We start from the raw sequence: 19,852 nt of genomic DNA, 5'->3' as shown, positions 1-19,852 counted from the left end.
ATAGATAAGTTAATTTCTCCTAGTCCCCTAGTCCCCTAGTCCCCCAGTCTCACACTTATCTGTAGTCACATTAAAGAAAAATGTTATTAATAATGATTGCCTACTTTGCGGTGATGGACTGCGGTTAAGCCATCAGGATTAGAGACTCGACCTAATTCTACTTGGCTGTAAACAATCCAGTGATCGCTACATTCCATACGACTGGAAACTTGACATTCTAAATAAGCTAAGGCATCGGTTAAAATAGGCGAACCGTTAACGGCAGTTTGGGTTTTAACTCCTGCGAAGCGATCCGCACCAGGTTTGAATCGTTTGAGGAAGTGTTTCATTAAAGGTTGATACTTGCCTTCTTCTAAAATATTAAGCACAAAGCGATCGCCAACTTGCATCAAAGATTCGATCGCTCGGTCTTTAGCTACTGCAATGGTCAATCCAGGGGGTTCAAAACTGGCTTGAGATACCCAAGAAGCCAACATTGCACTACTGATATCGTTTTTGGTAGCGGTAATAATATACAAACCGCCACTAAGACGACCCATTGCTTTATCTAAGTCGGTATCGAGGGACTTCATTTGTTTAACTAAGTCTTTGCGAGTTAAAAATTGTCCTAAATCCGTTCCCGACTCTTCGCAAACTTGGTAATCCGCCTCTGTGGGGGTATCTTTGATTTTAATTACGGGGAATCCTGGCTTTAAACCTACTTCGCGAAATTTGGTCATCAAAGGATCGATTGGTTCGTCATCATCGCCATAGGACTCAAACATTCCGATTAATTGTTTGTCTTTAGCTGCTGCTAAAACAGTCCCCATATTAGCAGTAATATCTTCTTGGCTGCCATCGGAAGGAGGCATTCCCAAGACAATACCCGCAGAACGATTGACGATTTCGTGGACTTCAGTACTATCAGCCGAGCGTAAATCGACCATTTCTACCGCCACGCCAGTTTTAGTAATTCCTTTAGCGATCGCTTGAGATAAGCGATCGCTATAACCATAATCGGAGATATAAAATACAGCAACGCTTTTTTCGGCTTTAGTTTGGGCTTTACTCCAATTACGATAGCGGTCTAGCAACTCATTTAAGTTGTGACGCAACAACGGACCGTGACCGTTAGCTACAATATTAATTTCTCCTAGCTTGTCCATCCTTTTCATTGCGGAAAGAACAGAACGAGCATTAGGTCCCATCAAGCAGTCATAATAAAAACGATAGTCTTTTTCGATCGCCTTGAGATCTTCATCAAAGGTTGCATTGGAGCAGTAGTGCATTCCAAAAGCATCACAGGTAAAAAGAATTCCTGTTTGGCGATCGTAACTAAAAATGGTGTCTGGCCAATGGAGGTTAGGCGCATTGACAAATTCGATTTCGTGACCTTGACCCAAATCTAAAATTTCGCCATTTTTGATAATCTGCTGCTTAAAAGGTTGATGTACTAAGTCTTCGAGGAACTTAATCGCCATTTTTGCTGCTACCACCGTTGCTTGGGGTGCGAGTTCGAGAAAGTCTTTAACCAAACCACTATGATCGGGTTCGGTATGGCTAATAATTAAGTAATCAATCTCTCTAGGGTCGATTAAACCTTTTAGGGTATCTAAATATAAGGCGCGGAATTTAGCGTGGGAAGTATCGACTAAAGCTATTTTATCGCCACGAATTAAATAAGAATTATAGGTTGTACCGTTTTGCAAACCAAACTCAATATCAAAGCGATCGCGATCCCAATCTAGAGAGCGAATTGCTGTCGTATCGGGGGTTATAGCTTCGGTTTGAATGGTTAACCTCGGTTGGGTTTTTATTGGTGTTGCGACCATAGCCCTCTTTTAAGTTTTATGAAGTTTTTTTATGCTTCTTATATTATAAAAGTTATTCGCTATGGACTACTGACTTTTAAAATGCGATCGCATTTAGAATTTCTTATTAACTAGATAATCTAATTATGAATAGTAAAAGGGTTGCGCTGATTACGGGTTCGACTTCTGGAATCGGACTAGCGATCGCCAAAAAATTAATAGAAGATGATTTTAATGTAGTTTTTCATTCCAAATCGACCGTAGAAACTGGCGCAGCATTGGCACAATCCCATCCCGATGCAGCATATATTCAAGCCGATCTGGCAGACCAAAAACAAGCTAGTAATTTAATTGGCGATGTCTTATCTCGCTATGGACGTTTGGATGTGTTAGTAAATAATGCAGGGATTACCAAATCTATTCCCCATCAAGATCTAAAAGCTGCTACTCCTGAAATTTGGCGAGAAATACACGAAGTCAACGTTATTGCACCCTGGACATTGATTGCAGAAGCCCAAACAGCCTTAAAAGAGTCATCCCATAAAGAACATACTAGCTGCATTATTAACATTACTTCCCACGCAGGTATTCGTCCCAAAGGTGCTTCAATTCCTTATGCAGTGAGTAAAGCCTCTCTGAATCATATGACCAAGCTTTTAGCATTAAATCTTGCCCCAGCAATTAGAGTAAATGCGATCGCCCCAGGATTGGTAGCAACACCCATGAGTAAAGACTGGGTAGCAGCTAGAAAACTGTGGCAAGAGCGATCGCCCATGCAGCGAGGCGCACAGCCTGAAGATATAGCTCAAATAGCTTCCATGCTAGTTGCGAGTAACTATTTAACAGGAGAAATTATTATTGCCGATGGTGGTTTGAATCTTACTTGACTTTAAATCAAATAGACTCAAAGTAATGAGATATCAACTTTTTACAATATTTCTTAAAAGTTTTGTTAGTCGGTCGAGATGTAAACTCAAAATAACTACAGTTTAAATACCTCATCTAATTCTATGATGACATCACAATTAGGCATTAGTTAGACTTTAATAACTATTATGGCGAGAGACAATAATTTAATTAAACTAATATTAAATATAGGTGATAATCGAAACTTTTTTAAATTAGTTCATTTGATTGAAAATTTAGTTGCTAAGGTTTTATCTATTGTTTTATTAGTTTTAATTTTAGTAGCTTTAGCCGATTTAGTTTTTGTTATTGGTAGCAATATTTTAAATGACCCATTTGGTTCGATCAATAAAACTTTGATTGAACTATTTGGCTTATTTCTAAATATTTTAATTGCTTTGGAATTGCTAGAGAACATTACTGTCTATCTAAAAAAGCATATTTTTCAAGTTGAGTTAGTTATCTCAACTTCTCTAGTAGCAGTTGCTCGTAAAATCATTATTTTCGATTTACAAAAGTATTCTGGCAACGATCTAATTGCTTTAGCTGTGGCAATTCTAGCTCTCTCTATTAGTTATTGGCTGATTCAACGATCGAAGAGGCGTTAAGTTACTTTTTGTATTAAATCGATCGATCTAAATCCAAAATACATAAAAAATCTTCAATTAATTTAATTCCTATGTGCATTGGATAAGGTTTTTTGATATTACCTTTGGTATGTGCGGGAGAGGTTCTCATATAGTTTGCTACTCTACATAATGCTTGAATATTTTCTTCTGTCTGCAAATCTTTACGAACAAAAAAAGGTAGCATCTCAATCATTTGCTGATGTTTGTAAGCAATATTGGCTGCATATATATCGCCTTCATGTTCTATTTTGCCTAAATTTCTAGCTTTCCGTTCATTTTGACTTTTCAGACATCCTCTTAACAGTGTTTTTGGAAGACAATTATGACTCGACTAATTAACTAACTAATAATAATTACCAATCATATTCATCTTCTTTTATATTCTGTCTGCCAGAATGACTATTTTTGGCGATCGCATCTGTCTGATTTTCTGGCATAACATCCGAAGATTCTTTACCAAGGTCATTCATTTCTACTAATTCTCCTTCAAAAGCTAAAGTTAGATTAGCGATCGCTTTTTCGATTAGTTCCTCCTCAGCATCAGAAGCCACGTCTGCTTCTATATGACTGGTAGATAGGGGTGGTTCTGGTTCGGATACTGGCTGTATAGGTCGAACTGTAGGAGCGATCGCCACTGGCTCGGGATTAACCACTGGAGGAGTAGCTATTTTAGTTGTTGGAGTTGGATCGATTGGGGATACAACTCGATCGCTCCCTTCTTTGGTAACAGAAGTTTCTGGTTTTGCTGATTCGACAAAATGTTTTGATTGGGGAATATCTGGAGGCTTTTCTTGAATGGGATTAATAGTTGAATTGACTTGGGAAGAATTAGACTTTGCCGATCTTGTATTACTATTGGCAGTGGCTACTTCTAACTGTACCCTGACGTTATTCCCAATAACCTTAGCAAAGGCTTTTTCAATAATTGGCACTTTATTTTGGTTCAGTTTTTGCAATGTCGCCGAACTAATACCGACTATGGCAATAGAGCCTTCAAAATCCATCAAATGACATTGTTGTTTTAATAACTCTTGAGTCATGCGAGAAGGAATAGCATTGATTACCTGACTCCAAATTTTCTCTAGATCGAAATTATTAGTAGTGAGAGGAATTACTTCTTGGGGTAAAGGTTCTGGTTTGGGGATTTCTGGTAATGGCGCAACCGAAGCAAAGGGATGTTCTACTGTTTTCTTGGTTATATCTTGAACAGGGGAAATTTCTTGGGACTCAATTTTTGCTCTTGGGGGAGTTGATGAAATAATTGCTCGATCTTCAGCTTCAATTTTATTTTCAAGGCGATCGCTTTGGGATTCAACCAAAGATGTTCCTGTTGGTTTAACCTCATGTAAAGATGTTTCGCGAAACGTGCCTACTGGTTTTGATGCTTCTACGGGGGAATGGCTATTAGTCCTTGTGACAGTTACCTGTTGAGGCTGAATGACAACAGCAGTTTGATGAGCTTGGGGTAACAAGCCCAATAAAGTTACTTCCAACCACAAACGAGGTTGAGTCGTTCTTTTCAATTGTGTTTCTGCCTCTTTAAGCTGCTGTTGCCCTTGCAAAATCGAACTGGCATCCCAGTTAGTTGCTGCCTGACATAATTGCTGCCAACAAGTTTCAGTAACTGCCACCATGTCGGGGCGTTGGGGGGCAGTTTTGGCTATTAATAAATTGAGATAAAAACCAGCCAAGTTTTGTAACACTACAATTGGTTCTCTTCCCCGATCCAAAAGGTTGCGACATTGTTCTAAAACTCCCAAAGAATTATTACTATTAATAAAGTGGAGTAATTTTAATAAATCTTGTTCTGGGACAGCACCAACTAAATCCCAAACCTTCTCTACGGTTATAGTATCGGGTAATAAACTTAATTGATCTAAAAGACTTTCCGCATCTCGCAATCCCCCGTTGGCAATCTGAGCTACTAAAGTAAGAGCATCATCGGCGATCGCAATCTTTTCCTCTCCTGCAATATATCTTAAATGACCCACCATATCGGGTAGGGGTATGCGACGATAATCGAATCTTTGACAGCGAGAAATAATTGTGGACAAGACTCGTTGCGGATCTGTTGTGGCTAAGATAAAGACAACTTGTGGTGGTGGCTCTTCTAAAGTTTTCAACAGCGCGTTAAACGCCGCCGTACTGAGCATATGGCAATTGTGAACTAATAAACCATTTGCCACAAAGTTATGGTTATCTTCTACTTCTAAATCGTAAACTGCTTCATCATCTCCAACAGCGATAGATTTAACTTCTTCTAAATTTGTATTCCATCGATGGGATTGAATACGATCGTAAATCTGATAGCCATTTGCGGCTTGATTCTCTTGTAAGTTTGACGTAATGATAGGTTTTTTCTGTAGATTTTCTAATATACGATCTTGAGCTAGCAGAATATCCAATGTCTGTAAGCCAAAAGGAAATAATTTGATTTTCCTTTTCAGAAAATCCTTCAGTATGAAGAACAATGGCTGGGCTACCTTTTGCGCTAAGTTGAAGAGAGCCATCATCCATGTACCACCAAGCCAATCCTTCTGGAGTAATGAGTTTAAGCCATTCCATTGAAATAGATTTATATTTACCTTGGGGTTTGACGATTTTGTAGACTTGTTGTAGCTGAGGATGACAGGCTGTGTGACAGACTGCCGATCTATCGCCGTATCCTTTATTGATAACGTTACGTACTCGCGGACGTAATTGTTGTAATCGATTTGCTTTATATTCCAACCATTGCTGCTGCTTGTCTCCATGAGTCCAGCGCAAACGAGGGAATCTACTGTAGGAATTTGGATATTCAATGCTTCCATCACCCAATAGAGTTCCGTAAATAAGTCCCAGTTGTTCGGAGTGTAATTTTTGAGACGATTCAATAAAATTTTGACTTCTTCGATCCCAAATTCCATGACCTTTTCGATAGGGATGTCTATTCCAATAGGATTGAATACTTTTAATTCCTCTTCCCTTTTTTTGTAAAAAATTGGGAATATCGAGTTTTTCTTGACATCCGCACTTACAGAGAGGCTGTATCTTTTCTGCTTGCTTGATAACTTCTGAGAGTTGATAGGATTTGCTGCCGTATTTGTTTCCTTTGAACTGATGTCCTTTAGAGAATCGACGAATTCTTCCGTCTGTACCGTATTTATAGATGAGATCTCCGCATCCGCATTCACAGGAGATAAGATCTTCATTCCTTCTTTTACGTTTTTTGCTTCTATCCATCCTGCTTCTGTCCGAATGAGATGATTTTCCGTACAGCGAATACGGCGATCGCCTGTTTGTATAATTAAAGTTGGTTTTGTTCCTCTTTCTAGCCAGCGTAAGACTTTCTTATACTCCCAAACTTTGACTCTCTCGTTGTAACTGAGAACCTTTTGTCCTTTGAGGTTGGGATCGTCTATTCGCATAAATCCTGTGTCTGTCTGAATTAACGAGTCTCCCGTTAGACATTCATCGATCGCATAAATTTTGTAACGACATTGAACGGGAGCAAAACGCGATCGCTCGATGATTTCGCGGATATTATCTACCCCCGTATTGCTGGCAGCATCAATTTCCATGACATCTAATGCCGAACCATTGGCGATCGCTTGACAAGCTTCACACTTGCCACAGGGATTGGGGGTTGGTTTTGCCGCAGCCAAACAATTTAAAGATTTTGCTAAAATTCTGGCACTAGAAGTTTTTCCCGTACCTCTAGGTCCAGTAAACAAGTAAGCTGGGGCGATTTTCTCTTGTTGCAAAGCATTATTTAAAGTTAAAGCGATCGTCTCTTGACCGACCAGATCTTTAAAAGTTTGCGGTCTATACTTGTGGTGAATTGGTTCGTAAGGCATAGTTGATGTGGATTTTTCTATTTTCTACTAGTTACTAGAAAATTATCCCTGTACAATTGAGCAATATTTAGCTTCACTCATAAAATAAGTATATTTGATCTAAGGTCAATGAGTCACACGATTGGGCAAGCCAAAAAAGATAATCAACCGTCAAACGCCGAAAGAGACTTGTCTTCTTCAGAAGAAAAGACATCTCAATCTGGCTTTCAATTATCTGATGCTGACTACGAGTTTCTCTTTAGTCAGTTATTAGAAGGGGTAGCTCACGGTTGGCACGATCGACGCATAATTAAGTTTTTTCAACAATTGGGCGATCGTGGAAAACCAGAAGATTGGGTCGCTTGGTTGGAGCGCAAACGCTCCAAGCTAATACTGTTACCAATTCAGTCTAAACGACAACTGGGAACAGTTATGATTCGTTTGGGAGAAATTACACAATCTGCCCCTGAAGTACGAGAAATTGGTATGGCATCCAATCGTATTGGTAGAGAATTGTTGTTTGGCAATATAGAAGATTTGGTCTGGGAATATGTGGGTCCCGATCTAATTGTCGAAACTCCAGAGATCGAACTGGAAACGGAAGAAAAACTATCGTCAAGATTGCCCGAAGATTTTACCGAACTTGGCTCTGTAACTATTGCCGAAGCGGAAATCGACCTATCTTTGGCAGAAACACTAACAGAAGAATCTAAATTACCAGAATCTTCTGAAGAGAATTTGTCAGAAATAGATACTATCTCAGAGCAAGAGGATTTTTCCTTGTCGGAAATGTGGGAAGAATCTCCTGAAATAGCAACAAATGAAACTGATTTTTCCGCAGAGACTGTACCACCAGCAACAGATTTAGAAGTATCTGAGATAATCTCAGCCTCATTGGAATTGGCAGAAGCAGAGAATGGGGAGCTAACTGATGATTCTGAGGCTTTAAATACTCATAGTAAAGACTTTGAGTTTGAATTAGAAGAAGAATCGGAATTAGCCACAGAAGAGTTAATTCAAGTTAAAGAAGAAACAGAAATTGAAGATCTTTCTGGATTTACGACCGAATCAGAACAATCTCAATCAATCGATTTTCAAAATAGTCAATCTTCTGAAATTGTCGAGCCTACAGAACTAGAAACTGAAGAGCCTACAGCCATAGATGTAGATAAGTTACTAGAATTAATTCAAGAAGACGATCGATTAGTCCAAGAAATTTCAGAAAAACTTAACATTATTCCAGCCAAGCCAGAAAATTCAAATAATTCGTCTTTAGCTGCTCCTATCGACCTAGATAGCTCCAGTGTCGATTTAATTGAAGGTTGGTTTAATTTAGGGCTTAAACAAGTAAGTGGGGGAGAATTTGATAAAGCGATCGCTTCCTGGGAAAAAGCCCTCAAGATTAATCCCAATCTCTCAGAAGCCTGGCACAATCGGGGCAGTGCTTTGGGGCGTTTGGGTAAATATCAAGAAGCGGTGGCATCTTTTCAAAAAGCTTTGGAGATCGATCCAGACAACTACCAAGCTTGGAACGATCGCGCTCACGCTTTATATCAAATGCAAAATTGGCTTGCAGCAGCAGAAAGTTGGAATAATGCTCTAAAACTAACTCCTGGCAATCATTTATTCTGGTACAATCGCGGATGCGCTCTAGAACAACTAGAGAATTGGACAGAATCGATTTCTAGCTATGAGAAATCTTTAGAAATTAAGCCTGATTTTCAACCAGCACGGGCAAGATATACTAACCTAGTAGCAGATAACTCTCGTTCAAATTAGCTAAGATGACGGTAATCAAGTTATCGGATAAACTTTAATATCCGCAAGAAACTTAAGATTACACTTAATACATCTTGGGAAGTAACCATCAGGTAGAAAAATTCTAGCTAGCTATGACAGAAGCATCAAACAACGTAATGGAAGAATCCAGAGTATCGAGTGAGGAAAGAGTTACTCAATTGAGAGACTTGATTGACACCTTAAGAATCGCTGAGGAAATAGCTGCTAAAGGCTATCTTATTAGCAGTTCTGAATTAGCGGATCTAATGGATATCAATGCTAGTGCTGTAACTAGCAGAGGCGATCATTGGTCTTGGCGCAACTGGGTTGTTTCCCGAGTGAGACGAGAGGGAAATCAGATATTATGGCAATTAGAAAGGGTTGATTAAGAAAGAATCATGACTTCATCCGTACCTAACAACGAAGAACTTATAGTTCGTCCTCTTCAATATCGTGACGTAGATGCAATCAATGCTTTGGTAAGTGAATGCGTTGCCAGAGAGACTTCCAAGCGTCTGATAACTATCGATAGGGAACTAGAACAAGTTGGTTCTTGGTACGGACTCAAAAGATTTCTCAGTATTCTGCCTCGCTCTTACTATCATGGTTGGCGAGTTTATGTAGCCCAGCATTTAGAAGAAGTTTTGGGGTTAATTCAAGTATCTTCTTTAAATAGTACTCGCAGTACTTGGAAAGTAGAAAGAATTTTGCTCAATAGTAACTCTCCCAGTTTAGAGTTACTTAAATCCCAGAAAGAAATTGGTTCTCAACTATTGCGCTACTGTCTGCAAAATATTTGGGAAGCTCGAACCTGGATGTTGGAAGTTAACGTCAATGAGAAAAATCATCTTGCTCTGTATCGAGAGAATGGATTTCAGCCTTTAGCTCAAATGACTTACTGGCAAATTTCAGCAGAATCTATTGCTAATTTAGCAGAGCAAGATCCCGATTTACCTAACTTTTTGCCTATTAGTAATGTAGATGCCCCTTTGTTATATCAGCTAGATTGCGTCTCAATGCCACCTTTGCTACGTCAGGTATTCGATCGCCATGTAGAAGATTTTAAAACTAATCTAATTCAAAACGCCGTTGGTCAAATCCGACAGGTGTTAAATGGTGTTGATGTGGTTAGCGGTTATGTTTTTGAACCGCAACGCAAAGCAGCGATCGGTTATTTTCGCTTGGAGTCGTGCAAAAATGGCTCGCGCCCTCATAAAGCTCATCTAACTGTCAATCCAGCTTACACCTGGCTATATCCCAAGCTTACGGCACAAATGGCTCGAATAGTTCGGGAGTCTTTAGATCGCAAATACAATTTAGTTGGCGATCGCCAGCTTCATTCTCAACCACTAGAAATAGTTTCTGCCGACTATCAACCAGAAAGGGAAGAGTATTTTAATAAAATTGGCGCAACGCCAATAGAACATACTTTGTTGATGTCTCGTTCGGTGTGGCACAAAATTAAAGAAGCCAAGCCTTTAGAAGGGTTGCAATTATCAGATGTATTTCAAGGCTTGAAGCCTGTACGTACTCCCATTCCTTCTCGTATATCTTGGTTTAAATCTTTTGCTAGTTCCTATCAGAATATTGTCCGACAGAAAAATATTTTCTCTTCTAAATCTCATCAACTAATTCCGATCGAAAAAAATAATTCGGGAGATTCTTACAAGCCTCATCATGGCGATTTGGCATAGCATAACCTGACTTAAGATGATTTAATGCCTGATTTTATTTCTATCATTCAAAGCTATGAGTAGTCATATTTTTCTCCCAAATTAGTAACTATGAAAAGAGTCGCAGCTTTGGGTTTAGATGTGGGTAGAAAACGCATGGGAGTTGCTGGTTGTGATGGTACTGGTTTGATTGCTACTGGCTTGACTACCATATATCGCACTTCCTTCGCTGAAGATATTAAACAATTGCAAGCAATAGTCCAAGAAAGAGAAGTTGAAATCTTGGTTGTTGGCTTGCCTTACACTTTAGATGGCAATCTCGGCAATCAAGCCCAACGAGTCCAGAAATTTGCCAATAAAGTCGCCAGAATTTTAGCATTGCCCATTGAATATGTAGACGAACGTTTAACTTCTGTGGAAGCAGAAGCTAGATTAAAAGCTAGCAAAAAGTTCTCTACCCGCGATAAAGGGGCAATAGATCGGCAAGCAGCAGCTATTATTTTGCAACAGTGGCTCGATACCCAAAGAAATAAAAAAAAGAATTCCACCATTAATGAAAATTAGTTGGTTTGAATTTTTTTAGTTCGAGCGATCGCTTTGAGTCTACTTGCTCATTGCAACTTTAGCTGCTTCCAAAATAGCGATAACTTCTTGGGCATTATTCGGTCGATCTTCTGGATTGTATCCCGTCAAGCGATCGATCACCTCAATCATAATGGGATGAACGTTAAATAATTCCAAACCAATAAACTTTTGTTGTACCCCATCATAAAAATTACTGGGAAATAATCTAGTAAAAAAGGCAATTGCCGTAGTACCCAAAGCATAAAAATCTGATTGAAAACAAGCTTTGCCCACACTTTGTTCGGGCGCGCCATAACCAGGAGTGGCAATACAAGTACCAGGAGGTGCTGTAACCTCTTTAACCGCACCAAAATCAATCAAAATTATCTCGCGGGGATGTTTGCGTAAAATAATGTTGCTGGGCTTAATGTCTCGATGAATTACTGGTGGTTGACATTGTTGTAAATAATCCAAGATTTTGGCTAATTCTAAAAACCAATCAATGATTTCTATGGGATTATCGCTTTCCACTTCGGCAAAATTGTCTCCATGAATCAACTCCATAATTAAGGAGTAGCGATCGTCAGTGACAAAAAAGTCATAATATTGGGGAACTCCAGTATGACGTAGAGAACTTAAAATTCTGGCTTCCCTTTGAAACATTTCTCTGACTTTTGGTTTATCGGCTAATTCGTGATTAATTTCCTTAAGTACGGCTAGTTTTTGGTGGTGATAGCTATAAACTAAATAGGTAGTACCCATTCCCCCGACAGCTAAGACTCTAATTACTTCATATTCCCAACCATTATCAGGATTGCGAATAACTCCTTGACCTGCAATTAAATGTCCGTCTAGGCGACAAAAATGCTTGCAGGGAGGATTGGGACGACAACATTTTACAGTTTGATTCATTTTACTTTACTTGCCATCATTAGAGGATAGTACTACTGTTTTAATTAAATTCCACAATAAATTTAACTGTTTGACTGCGCCCGAAAGCGATCGTATCTTGGTTATGAACTTCCTGACGAAATCTAGTTCCTGGTTTTAAGGGTTTGCCATTTAACCATGTACCGTTGGAACTACCGACATCTTCTAAGTAATAGTGATTTTGTTCCCAACGAATTGAAGCGTGAATGCGGGAAATTAAATTGGCGTGGACAATATGAGTTAGATCGACATGAATGGGAAATTGTTCGTTAACTCTACCAATATTAATTACTGGTTCATTTAGCGGAAATTCATATCTAGTATTAGTATCTTGGCAAATCAGTGCTCCATGAGACAACTCTACTGTAGTAGCAGGAGAATTGAGGGGAGAAGTAGAAATTATTGGCTCTTCATGTTCAACACAGGTTGCTAAAGAGGGTGATGGAGAATTGCCTCGGATGTTATTTTGTATGGTTTCGTCAACCTTGTCATCTTTTTCCTTTAAGTTGGCTGAAAAATCGGCAGTTGGCATTTCTACTTCCAGTTCTTTCTCAGAGATATTTAAGTCTCCTTTAAGCTTGGTTTTTTCAGAAAGCTCTACTCCACATTCATCACAATATTTAGCATCTGCTTGATTATCGCGATCGCAAATAGAACAAATAATCGACATAAGAATAATCTTTAAATTCGGTTGGTACTAATTCGCTCTTTTCATTGCTAAATGACATTTCCATTGAAACTGAAAAATCTAGAAATGACCTCCGCAGATCTGATTATTTTCTGGAAATTATTCACTGAGATGAAAGGCAGACAAAAAAAATCCCCCATTAAAACTTGGATTATTTGATGAGGGAATATTTGATTCAAGGCAGAAATATATCGGTATTAAATCACCGTAAAGTCATCTACAGTAATATCTAGAGCATCAACATTATTAACAATCGCCAACACTTGATTGTTATTGTCGCTAATTAAAGCTGCGGTATTACCTGAATTATTGGTAATAGTAAGATCGCCAAAGTTGAGGGAACTATCTAAAGCCAATAAATCTAGACCATCTTGAAAATCTTCAATCGTATCAGTCCCAGAAGCAGACTCGATCGCAAAGATATCAGCACCAGAATTACCACTTAAGATATCATCTCCCAGTCCACCATAGAGAAGATCGTCTCCAGAGCCACCATTGATAGTATCTTCTCCTGCTTCTCCATAGAGAGTGTCATTGTTTTTGTGACCGCTAAAGTAGTCGTCACCCAATCCTCCATAAGCTAAGTCGTTTCCTTCTTTGCCATAGATCTTGTCGTTGCCATCTCCACCATTAAGAGTGTCATCACCCAATCCACCATTGAGATTATCGTTTCCTAGTTCTCCAATCAATAGATCGTTTCCTAGTTCTCCAGTCAATAGATCGTTACCAGAGCCACCATTGAGGGTATCAGTACCATCACCACCATAGAGAGTGTCATTATCCTTGTGACCGCTCAAATAGTCATCTCCCAATTCACCATAGAGAGTGTCATTTCCTTCTTTGCCATAGATTAGATCGTTGTTGTCACCTCCATTTAAGGTATCGTTGCCTTCTCCTCCATCAAGACTATCTTCACCCTCTCCACCAATTAAAGAGTCATCACCCATTCCTCCCGCAATGGTATCTAGTCCGTCATTGCCATAGAGAATGTCATCTCCCGCTTCTCCATAGAGAGTATCCACTCCTTCTCCGCCATAAATGGTATCGATACCATCACCGCCATATGCAAGATCGTTACCTTTATTGGCACTAAAGTAATCATTGCCATTTCCACCGAGAAGATAATCATCTCCCTCTTTAGAATAAAGTAGATCGTTCCCATTACCTCCTTCCAGAGTATCGCGACCATCTCCGCCATTAAGATTATCGTTATCATCATCCCCTTGCAGAAGATCGTCTCCTGCTAATCCTTGAAGAGTATCTTTGCCAGCATTACCTGCTAGAAAGTCTTTTCCTGCGTCGCCAACAAGTAGATTATTATTTTCATCTCCTGAGAAAAGAAGATTGCCAATGCCATTGGTAAGGTTATTGAAATCTTCGAGAACTAGGTTAGTGAGAATAACTTCGGTATTATCTACTCCTGGGAAACTAACAATTACATCGTCACCAGATTGGGTTAGTAGCAAGTTACTCGGTGTTAGTTCTTCCCCTCTAAATTCCAGCAGATCTACTTCGGCAAGAACTTCGGGGGAAATGTTGGTATCCGTACCAGCAGCACCAAAGTTATCGATTGTAAGAGTGCCACTATTGGGAGCGATTAAGAATGTTTCTTGACCCTCAAAACCAGAGATAGAACCTGCTTCTAAACTCCAGATATCTCTGCCACCACTAATCTCATTACTAGCAGTGAAATATAATTTATTTCCTACTGCTGTTAAATTTTCAGGATAAGAACCATAGAAATCGGGATAAATATCTTGTAGGGAAAGTTCGCCCGAACTATCGACTTGCCATAATTCTTGACCGTTTGTGCCATCGTTGCCGACGAAATAAAGTTTGTCTTCTACTGCTGTTAGTTTAAAGAAATAACCATGAAAATCATAGTCAATATCTGTGACTAGAGAAGCATTACTAGAACTATCGACTTGCCATAATGCTCGGTCGTTGACATCATCAAAAGCAACAAAGTAAAGCTTATCTCCTACTGCGGTTAATTCGTAAGGATGAGAACCATAGGCATAATAGGAGTTAGAACCAGGATAGATATCTGCAACCAGAGAAGTAGTCCCAGAACTGTCTACCTGCCATAGTTCCACGCCGTGTATGCCATCCTCTGCTGTGAAATAGAGCTTGTCTCCGACTGCGGTCAAATGGTTAGGATTGGAAGATGAGGTAGAAATATCTGCAACGAGAGAAGCATTACCGGAACTATCAACTTGCCATAGTTCTGTTCCAATAACATCATCATAGGCAGCAAAATAAAGCTTATCACCTACTACGGTTAAATCTCTAGGATGAAAAACATGATTGAGATTGACATCTGTAACTAAAGAAACGTTACCAATATTGTCTACCTGCCATAATACATCTCCGCCAATAACACCATCATAAGCAGAGAAATAAAGTTTATCTCCTACTGCTGTTAATTGCCGAGGATTAGAACTATAAGGATTATAAGTTCCATAGCCATCGTAGGAATAATAAGAACCAGGTCTAATATCCTCAACTAAAGAAACAGTACCAGAACTATCTACCTGCCATAGTTCGTAACCGTTAGTTTCTTCATAAGCAGTGAAATATAGTTTGTCTCCTACTGCTGTTAATTCTTGGGGGCGAGAACTGTGAGGATAGTAATTATGAGATCCATAATAGGCAGCAAAAGAACCAGAATAAATATCTGCAACTAAAGAAGCAGTACCAGAACTATCTACTTGCCACAGTTCTTGACCGTTAACATCGTCTTCGGCAGAAAAATATAGCTTATCTCCCACTGCTGTTAATTGTTCGGGGCGAGAACTACGAGGACTAGCATCATAAGATCCATATTCATACTCGACTCCAGATCCGTAGTAAGGATAGAAGCTAGGATCGATATCTATAACGGAAAGCTCGCCCGAACTATCGATTTGCCATAATTCTTCACCAGTAGCATCATCATAAGCAGTAAAATATAATTTATCTGCAAATGGAGTTAGATTATCAACATTAGAAAGATTGTCTGGTAGATCGAAATATTTGGCAGCATCAAAGTTTTGTCTGATTACAGAAAGATTAAAAGTATCGCTAACCTCATCGACACCATCGTTGGCAGTAACTTTGACTTCTAATAAGCCGAGATCGTCCAAGCTCAAATCCCGATTGCTGGAAAAAGTTTTGGTGGTAGCATCAAACTCTAACCAAGTAGGTAAAGGAGAGTCATCGGCTAGAGATGCACTATAAGTTAGATCGTCGCCGTCTGAGTCTTCAAAGGTAGAATTAGGAACTTGGAAGTTGAAGGATTTTTCAGTTAGGGCGATGTAATCTTGTATGGGATTAGCTACAGTTGGAGGAGAGTTAGCAGGAGTTAGATCGATACTCCAAATATCTCTTCCAGTGCCATCATTAGCATCAAAATAAAGTTTGTCTTCTATTACATTCATGAAAAAGGGACGAGAACTAGAAGAACCAGGATTAATATCTGCAACTAAAGAAGCATTGCCCAAATTATCTATTTGCCATAATTCTCGACCGTTAACATTATCATCAGCGGAGAAATAGACTGTATCTCCAACCACCGTCAAGCCAAAAGGCGAAAATGAAAAAGAAGTTTCCGAACCAGGATAAATATCCTCAATTAAAGAAGCATTACCCGAACTATCTACTTGCCATAATTCCTCTCCATTAGTGCCGTCATCAGCACGGAAATATAGTCGATCTTTAACTGTAATTAGTTGGTTGGGGGACGAACTATCAGTACCAGGATATATATCTTCCACTAAAGAAACATCACCCGAACTATCTACCTGCCAAAGTTCTCTGCCGTTAGTACTGTCACGAGCAGTGAAATATAGTTTATTGCCAGCTACTGTAAAATTGCTAGGACTAGAGCTATGACCAGAAAAAGAGCCATTAGAAAGCTGAAAAGAACGAGGATCGATGTCTGCTGCAAGGGAAACATTACCAGAACTATCTACTTGCCACAGTTCGTAACCATTCGTACCATCATCGGCACGGAAATAGAGTTTATCTTCAAAGACTGTAAAATCATCTGGAATAGAGCTACCAGAACCTGGATCGATGTCTGCTGCAAGGGAAACATTACCAGAACTATCTATTTGCCACAGTTCTTGACCATTAGTCCCGTTATTAGCTGTGAAATAAAGCTTATCTCCTACTACCGTAAAATCGTAAGAACTAGATCCATCAGTACCAGGATTAATATCTGCAACCAGAACTGGGTTACCAGAACTATCTAATTGCCACAATTCTCGACCATTAACATCGTCATAAGCAGTGAAATAGAGTTTACCTGCGAATTCAGTAAAATCGTTAGGGAAAGAATGATTTGAACCAAGGTTGATATCTGCAACTAAGGAAGGATTGCCAGAACTATCAATTTGCCATAGTTCGTTACCATTAGTACCATCATCAGCACGGAAATAAAGTTTATTGTCAAATTCAGTAAACTCTGTAGGACGAGAATCAGAAGAACCAGGATTAATATCTAGGAGTAGAGAAACATTACCAGAATTATCTGCTTGCCACAATTCTCTACCGTTTGTACCATCATCGGCAGAAAAATAGATTTTATTATTAAACTCAGTCAGATACTCAGGATAAGAGCTTTCACCAATTTCTGTGTAGCTCCCGTATCCACCATATCCACCGTATCCACCATATCCAGGATCGTAAGAGTAATAACTATAACTATTGGGATTTATATCGATAACCGATGCTATACCAGAGCTATCTACCTGCCATAACTCCACACCATTGGCTTGGTCACTGCCATCAAAATAAAACCGATCTTCCAATGGAATTAGAGAGCCATAAGAGCCATAAAACTCTGCATCTGAAGGTAAGTCAGAAAATTTTTGTACTTCCATAATTTTTGATATTGGTTGAGCTATTGTTTTGTAGCGATAGTTAAAGAAAGAGCTATCTTTAAAGTCAAAAAACCAAGAGTTTTTCGATCGCTTTCCTAAAATTCCCGAATTTGGAAAACAACACCCAAGCGATCGCCATCTGCATTATTTAAAAATCAAATTATTCCGTGTAGTATTGAACGCCTAGATGTTATTAAGAATTACAAAGGCTCTATTTGAGCGATTTTTGGTTGATTGACGCAATAAGGTTAGATCGGACAAAAGTGAGTTGTTTTATGATGAGTTAGCATTACAAACTGTTCGAGAAAAAGAAAACTCAGATAATCTAGATAATGAATAAAGCTATTTACCGTATTTTGGATGCAAATCTCGATCGCGCCAGGGAAGGATTGAGAATTATTGAAGAGTGGTGTCGTTTGGGATTGAACCATAAACCCCTCGCAGAAGAATGTAAGGGAATTCGGCAGGAATTGGCTGGCTGGCATAGTTGGGAATTGCGTCAGGCTAGGGATACTCCTGGAGATATTGGTACGGAATTGTCTCATCCCCAAGAAGAGAAACGGGAAAGTATCGAGCAATTGCTTCAGGCTAATTTATGTCGGGCGCAAGAAGCTTTGAGAGTTTTGGAAGAATATGGCAAGCTTTACGATCCTGCAATGGCGACATCTTGCAAGCAATTACGCTATCGGGTTTATACCATTGAAAGTACTTTGTTTAATAGCTACCGTCACCAGCAACTATACAACGCACCTTTATATTTGGTTACTTCTCCCGAACCTGAAATCTTAAAAATAGTTGAAGCGGCATTAAAGGGCGGTTTGACTCTCGTGCAATATCGCGATAAGGATGGCAAAGATAGCGATCGCCTGGAATTAGCCGATAAGTTATGTCAATTATGCCATCATTACGATGCTTTATTTATTGTTAACGATCGCGTGGATATCGCTCTGGCGGTAGATGCGGATGGAGTACATTTAGGTCAACACGACGCTCCTGTAGCTTTTGCTAGGGAAATCTTAGGCGAGAATAAAATAGTCGGGCGATCGACTACTAACCAACAAGAATTAAATAAAGCGATCGCTGAAAAAGCCGATTACGTAGGAGTTGGTCCTTTTTATGAAACTCCCACTAAACCAGGAAAAGCGGCTTTGACTCAAGAATATTTAGATTATGTTAAGGCAAAATGTCCCGTACCTTGGTTTGCCATTGGCGGTATTAACCTCGAAAACTTGAACGGAATTCTAGCTACAGGGGCACAAAGAGTAGCAGTGGTTCGCGCTATCATGCAAGCAGAGCAACCAACTCAAGTCACTCGTCAATTTTTAGCTCAACTCATTAGACGGTAATTACGGTATTTTTAGCTAGATATATGTTTAACGCAACTAATAAAATAAATATACAAGTCAACGGGGAAACCCAATCTTGCGACGCAGAGCTACTTCTGCCAGATTTGTTAGTTCAATTGGAACTCAATCCTCGTTTGATTGCTGTGGAATATAACGGGGAAATATTACACCGTCAATATTGGGATAATACCAAAATGCAGTCGGGCGATCGCTTGGAGATCGTCACCATAGTGGGAGGAGGCTAAATCCTACAGAGTTGACTTGCGAGAGATGCAAAATTGCTAGCTCGTAAGTAATAAATAATAAGTAACAAGTAAGAAAGGTTTTATCTTGCTAGAAAATAAAATGAAGCAGATTTTTAATAAAAAGTTTTGGCTGAAGTCATTGGTAGCATTGACTTTAGTATTTGTATTGGTGTTGGGTAATGCCAGCAGTGCTATGGCTGCCCGCACTGGAGGAAGGATTGGAGGCGGATCGTTTCGCGCTCCTTCCCGCAGTTATTCTACTCCTCGCTCTGCACCTAGGGGCGGTGGTTATGGCTATGGCGGTGGCTATGGTTATGGCGGTGGCGGATTTGGTTTTCCTTTCTTGCTGCCCTTTGTCGGATTTGGTGGAGGCGGTTTGTTCTCCATTATTATATTTATTGCGATCGCCAATTTCTTGATTCGCAGTTTCCGCAGTGCGGGAGTGGGAGAAGAAAGCGTCTATGGTGCTGCTAGCAGTAAGGTTTCTGTGGCACAAGTACAAGTGGGCTTGTTAGCCAATGCTAGAGAATTGCAGCCAGAATTAAACCGTTTGGCTTTAACTGCGGATACTAGCAGCGCATCGGGAAGAGCAACTATAGTACAAGAGGCAACTTTGGCTTTG

14 protein-coding genes are annotated in these 19,852 nt (G+C 39.6%); 9 read left to right on the top strand and 5 right to left on the bottom strand.

What is annotated here, in order from left to right; genetic code table 11:
• Positions 1-86: 86 nt before the first annotated feature.
• Entirely contained in the window at positions 87-1,811 is a 1,725-nt protein-coding gene (locus tag AC33VI_RS21700) for a diflavin flavoprotein (protein WP_491784354.1), read from the bottom strand.
• 125 nt (positions 1,812-1,936) lie between these two features.
• Between AC33VI_RS21700 and AC33VI_RS21695 the strand changes: the two genes are divergently transcribed.
• Positions 1,937-2,677 (top strand): SDR family NAD(P)-dependent oxidoreductase, encoded by a 741-nt coding sequence (locus AC33VI_RS21695; protein ID WP_491784353.1) that lies wholly within the window; start codon positions 1,937-1,939, stop codon positions 2,675-2,677.
• 168 nt (positions 2,678-2,845) lie between these two features.
• Positions 2,846-3,304 (top strand): phosphate-starvation-inducible PsiE family protein, encoded by a 459-nt coding sequence (locus AC33VI_RS21690; protein ID WP_491784352.1) that lies wholly within the window; start codon positions 2,846-2,848, stop codon positions 3,302-3,304.
• Between the two features lie 374 nt (positions 3,305-3,678).
• On the opposite strand, the gene dnaX is transcribed toward AC33VI_RS21690, so the two are convergent.
• On the bottom strand, positions 3,679-7,161 hold the full coding sequence (dnaX, locus tag AC33VI_RS21685) for a DNA polymerase III subunit gamma/tau (protein WP_491784351.1): 3,483 nt from the start codon (positions 7,159-7,161) through the stop codon (positions 3,679-3,681).
• Between the two features lie 108 nt (positions 7,162-7,269).
• Between dnaX and AC33VI_RS21680 the strand changes: the two genes are divergently transcribed.
• The 4 genes from AC33VI_RS21680 (at position 7,270) to ruvX (ending at position 11,156) form a co-directional block, all read left to right on the top strand.
• On the top strand, positions 7,270-8,919 hold the full coding sequence (locus tag AC33VI_RS21680) for a tetratricopeptide repeat protein (protein WP_491784350.1): 1,650 nt from the start codon (positions 7,270-7,272) through the stop codon (positions 8,917-8,919).
• Between the two features lie 113 nt (positions 8,920-9,032).
• On the top strand, positions 9,033-9,308 hold the full coding sequence (locus AC33VI_RS21675) for a hypothetical protein (protein ID WP_491784349.1): 276 nt from the start codon (positions 9,033-9,035) through the stop codon (positions 9,306-9,308).
• 9 nt (positions 9,309-9,317) lie between these two features.
• Positions 9,318-10,613, top strand: coding sequence for an N-acetyltransferase (locus AC33VI_RS21670; RefSeq protein WP_491784348.1), 1,296 nt, complete (start codon positions 9,318-9,320; stop codon positions 10,611-10,613).
• A gap of 90 nt (positions 10,614-10,703) precedes the next feature.
• Complete coding sequence (ruvX, locus tag AC33VI_RS21665) at positions 10,704-11,156, top strand: Holliday junction resolvase RuvX (RefSeq protein WP_491784347.1); 453 nt, start codon at positions 10,704-10,706, stop codon at positions 11,154-11,156.
• A 39-nt stretch (positions 11,157-11,195) separates the two neighbouring features.
• On the opposite strand, the gene AC33VI_RS21660 is transcribed toward ruvX, so the two are convergent.
• The 3 genes from AC33VI_RS21660 to AC33VI_RS21650 all read right to left on the bottom strand — a co-directional run bounded on the left by AC33VI_RS21660 (position 11,196) and on the right by AC33VI_RS21650 (position 17,639).
• Positions 11,196-12,068, bottom strand: coding sequence for a serine/threonine protein kinase (locus tag AC33VI_RS21660; RefSeq protein ID WP_491784346.1), 873 nt, complete (start codon positions 12,066-12,068; stop codon positions 11,196-11,198).
• 40 nt (positions 12,069-12,108) lie between these two features.
• A complete protein-coding gene (locus AC33VI_RS21655; RefSeq protein ID WP_491784345.1) occupies positions 12,109-12,756 on the bottom strand; it encodes a double zinc ribbon and FHA domain-containing protein in 648 nt (215 codons plus the stop codon).
• A gap of 215 nt (positions 12,757-12,971) precedes the next feature.
• Positions 12,972-17,639, bottom strand: a complete 4,668-nt coding sequence (locus AC33VI_RS21650) for a putative Ig domain-containing protein (RefSeq protein ID WP_491784344.1) — start codon at positions 17,637-17,639, stop codon at positions 12,972-12,974.
• Positions 17,640-17,971: 332 nt separating this feature from the next.
• Here AC33VI_RS21650 and AC33VI_RS21645 point away from each other — a divergent pair, with 332 nt between their 5' ends.
• The 3 genes from AC33VI_RS21645 to AC33VI_RS21635 all read left to right on the top strand — a co-directional run.
• A complete protein-coding gene (locus tag AC33VI_RS21645) occupies positions 17,972-18,985 on the top strand; it encodes a thiamine phosphate synthase (protein WP_491784343.1) in 1,014 nt (337 codons plus the stop codon).
• 23 nt (positions 18,986-19,008) lie between these two features.
• Positions 19,009-19,230, top strand: coding sequence for a sulfur carrier protein ThiS (gene thiS, locus AC33VI_RS21640; RefSeq protein ID WP_491784342.1), 222 nt, complete (start codon positions 19,009-19,011; stop codon positions 19,228-19,230).
• Positions 19,231-19,330: 100 nt separating this feature from the next.
• Positions 19,331-19,852: DUF1517 domain-containing protein (locus tag AC33VI_RS21635; protein ID WP_491784341.1), on the top strand; the 522-nt coding region annotated here is incomplete at its 3' end.

It is taken from the genome of Waterburya sp., from assembly GCF_058530065.1.
The sequence above is the reverse complement of the archived record's forward strand: the minus strand, read 5'-3'. Positions and strand labels throughout refer to the sequence as shown.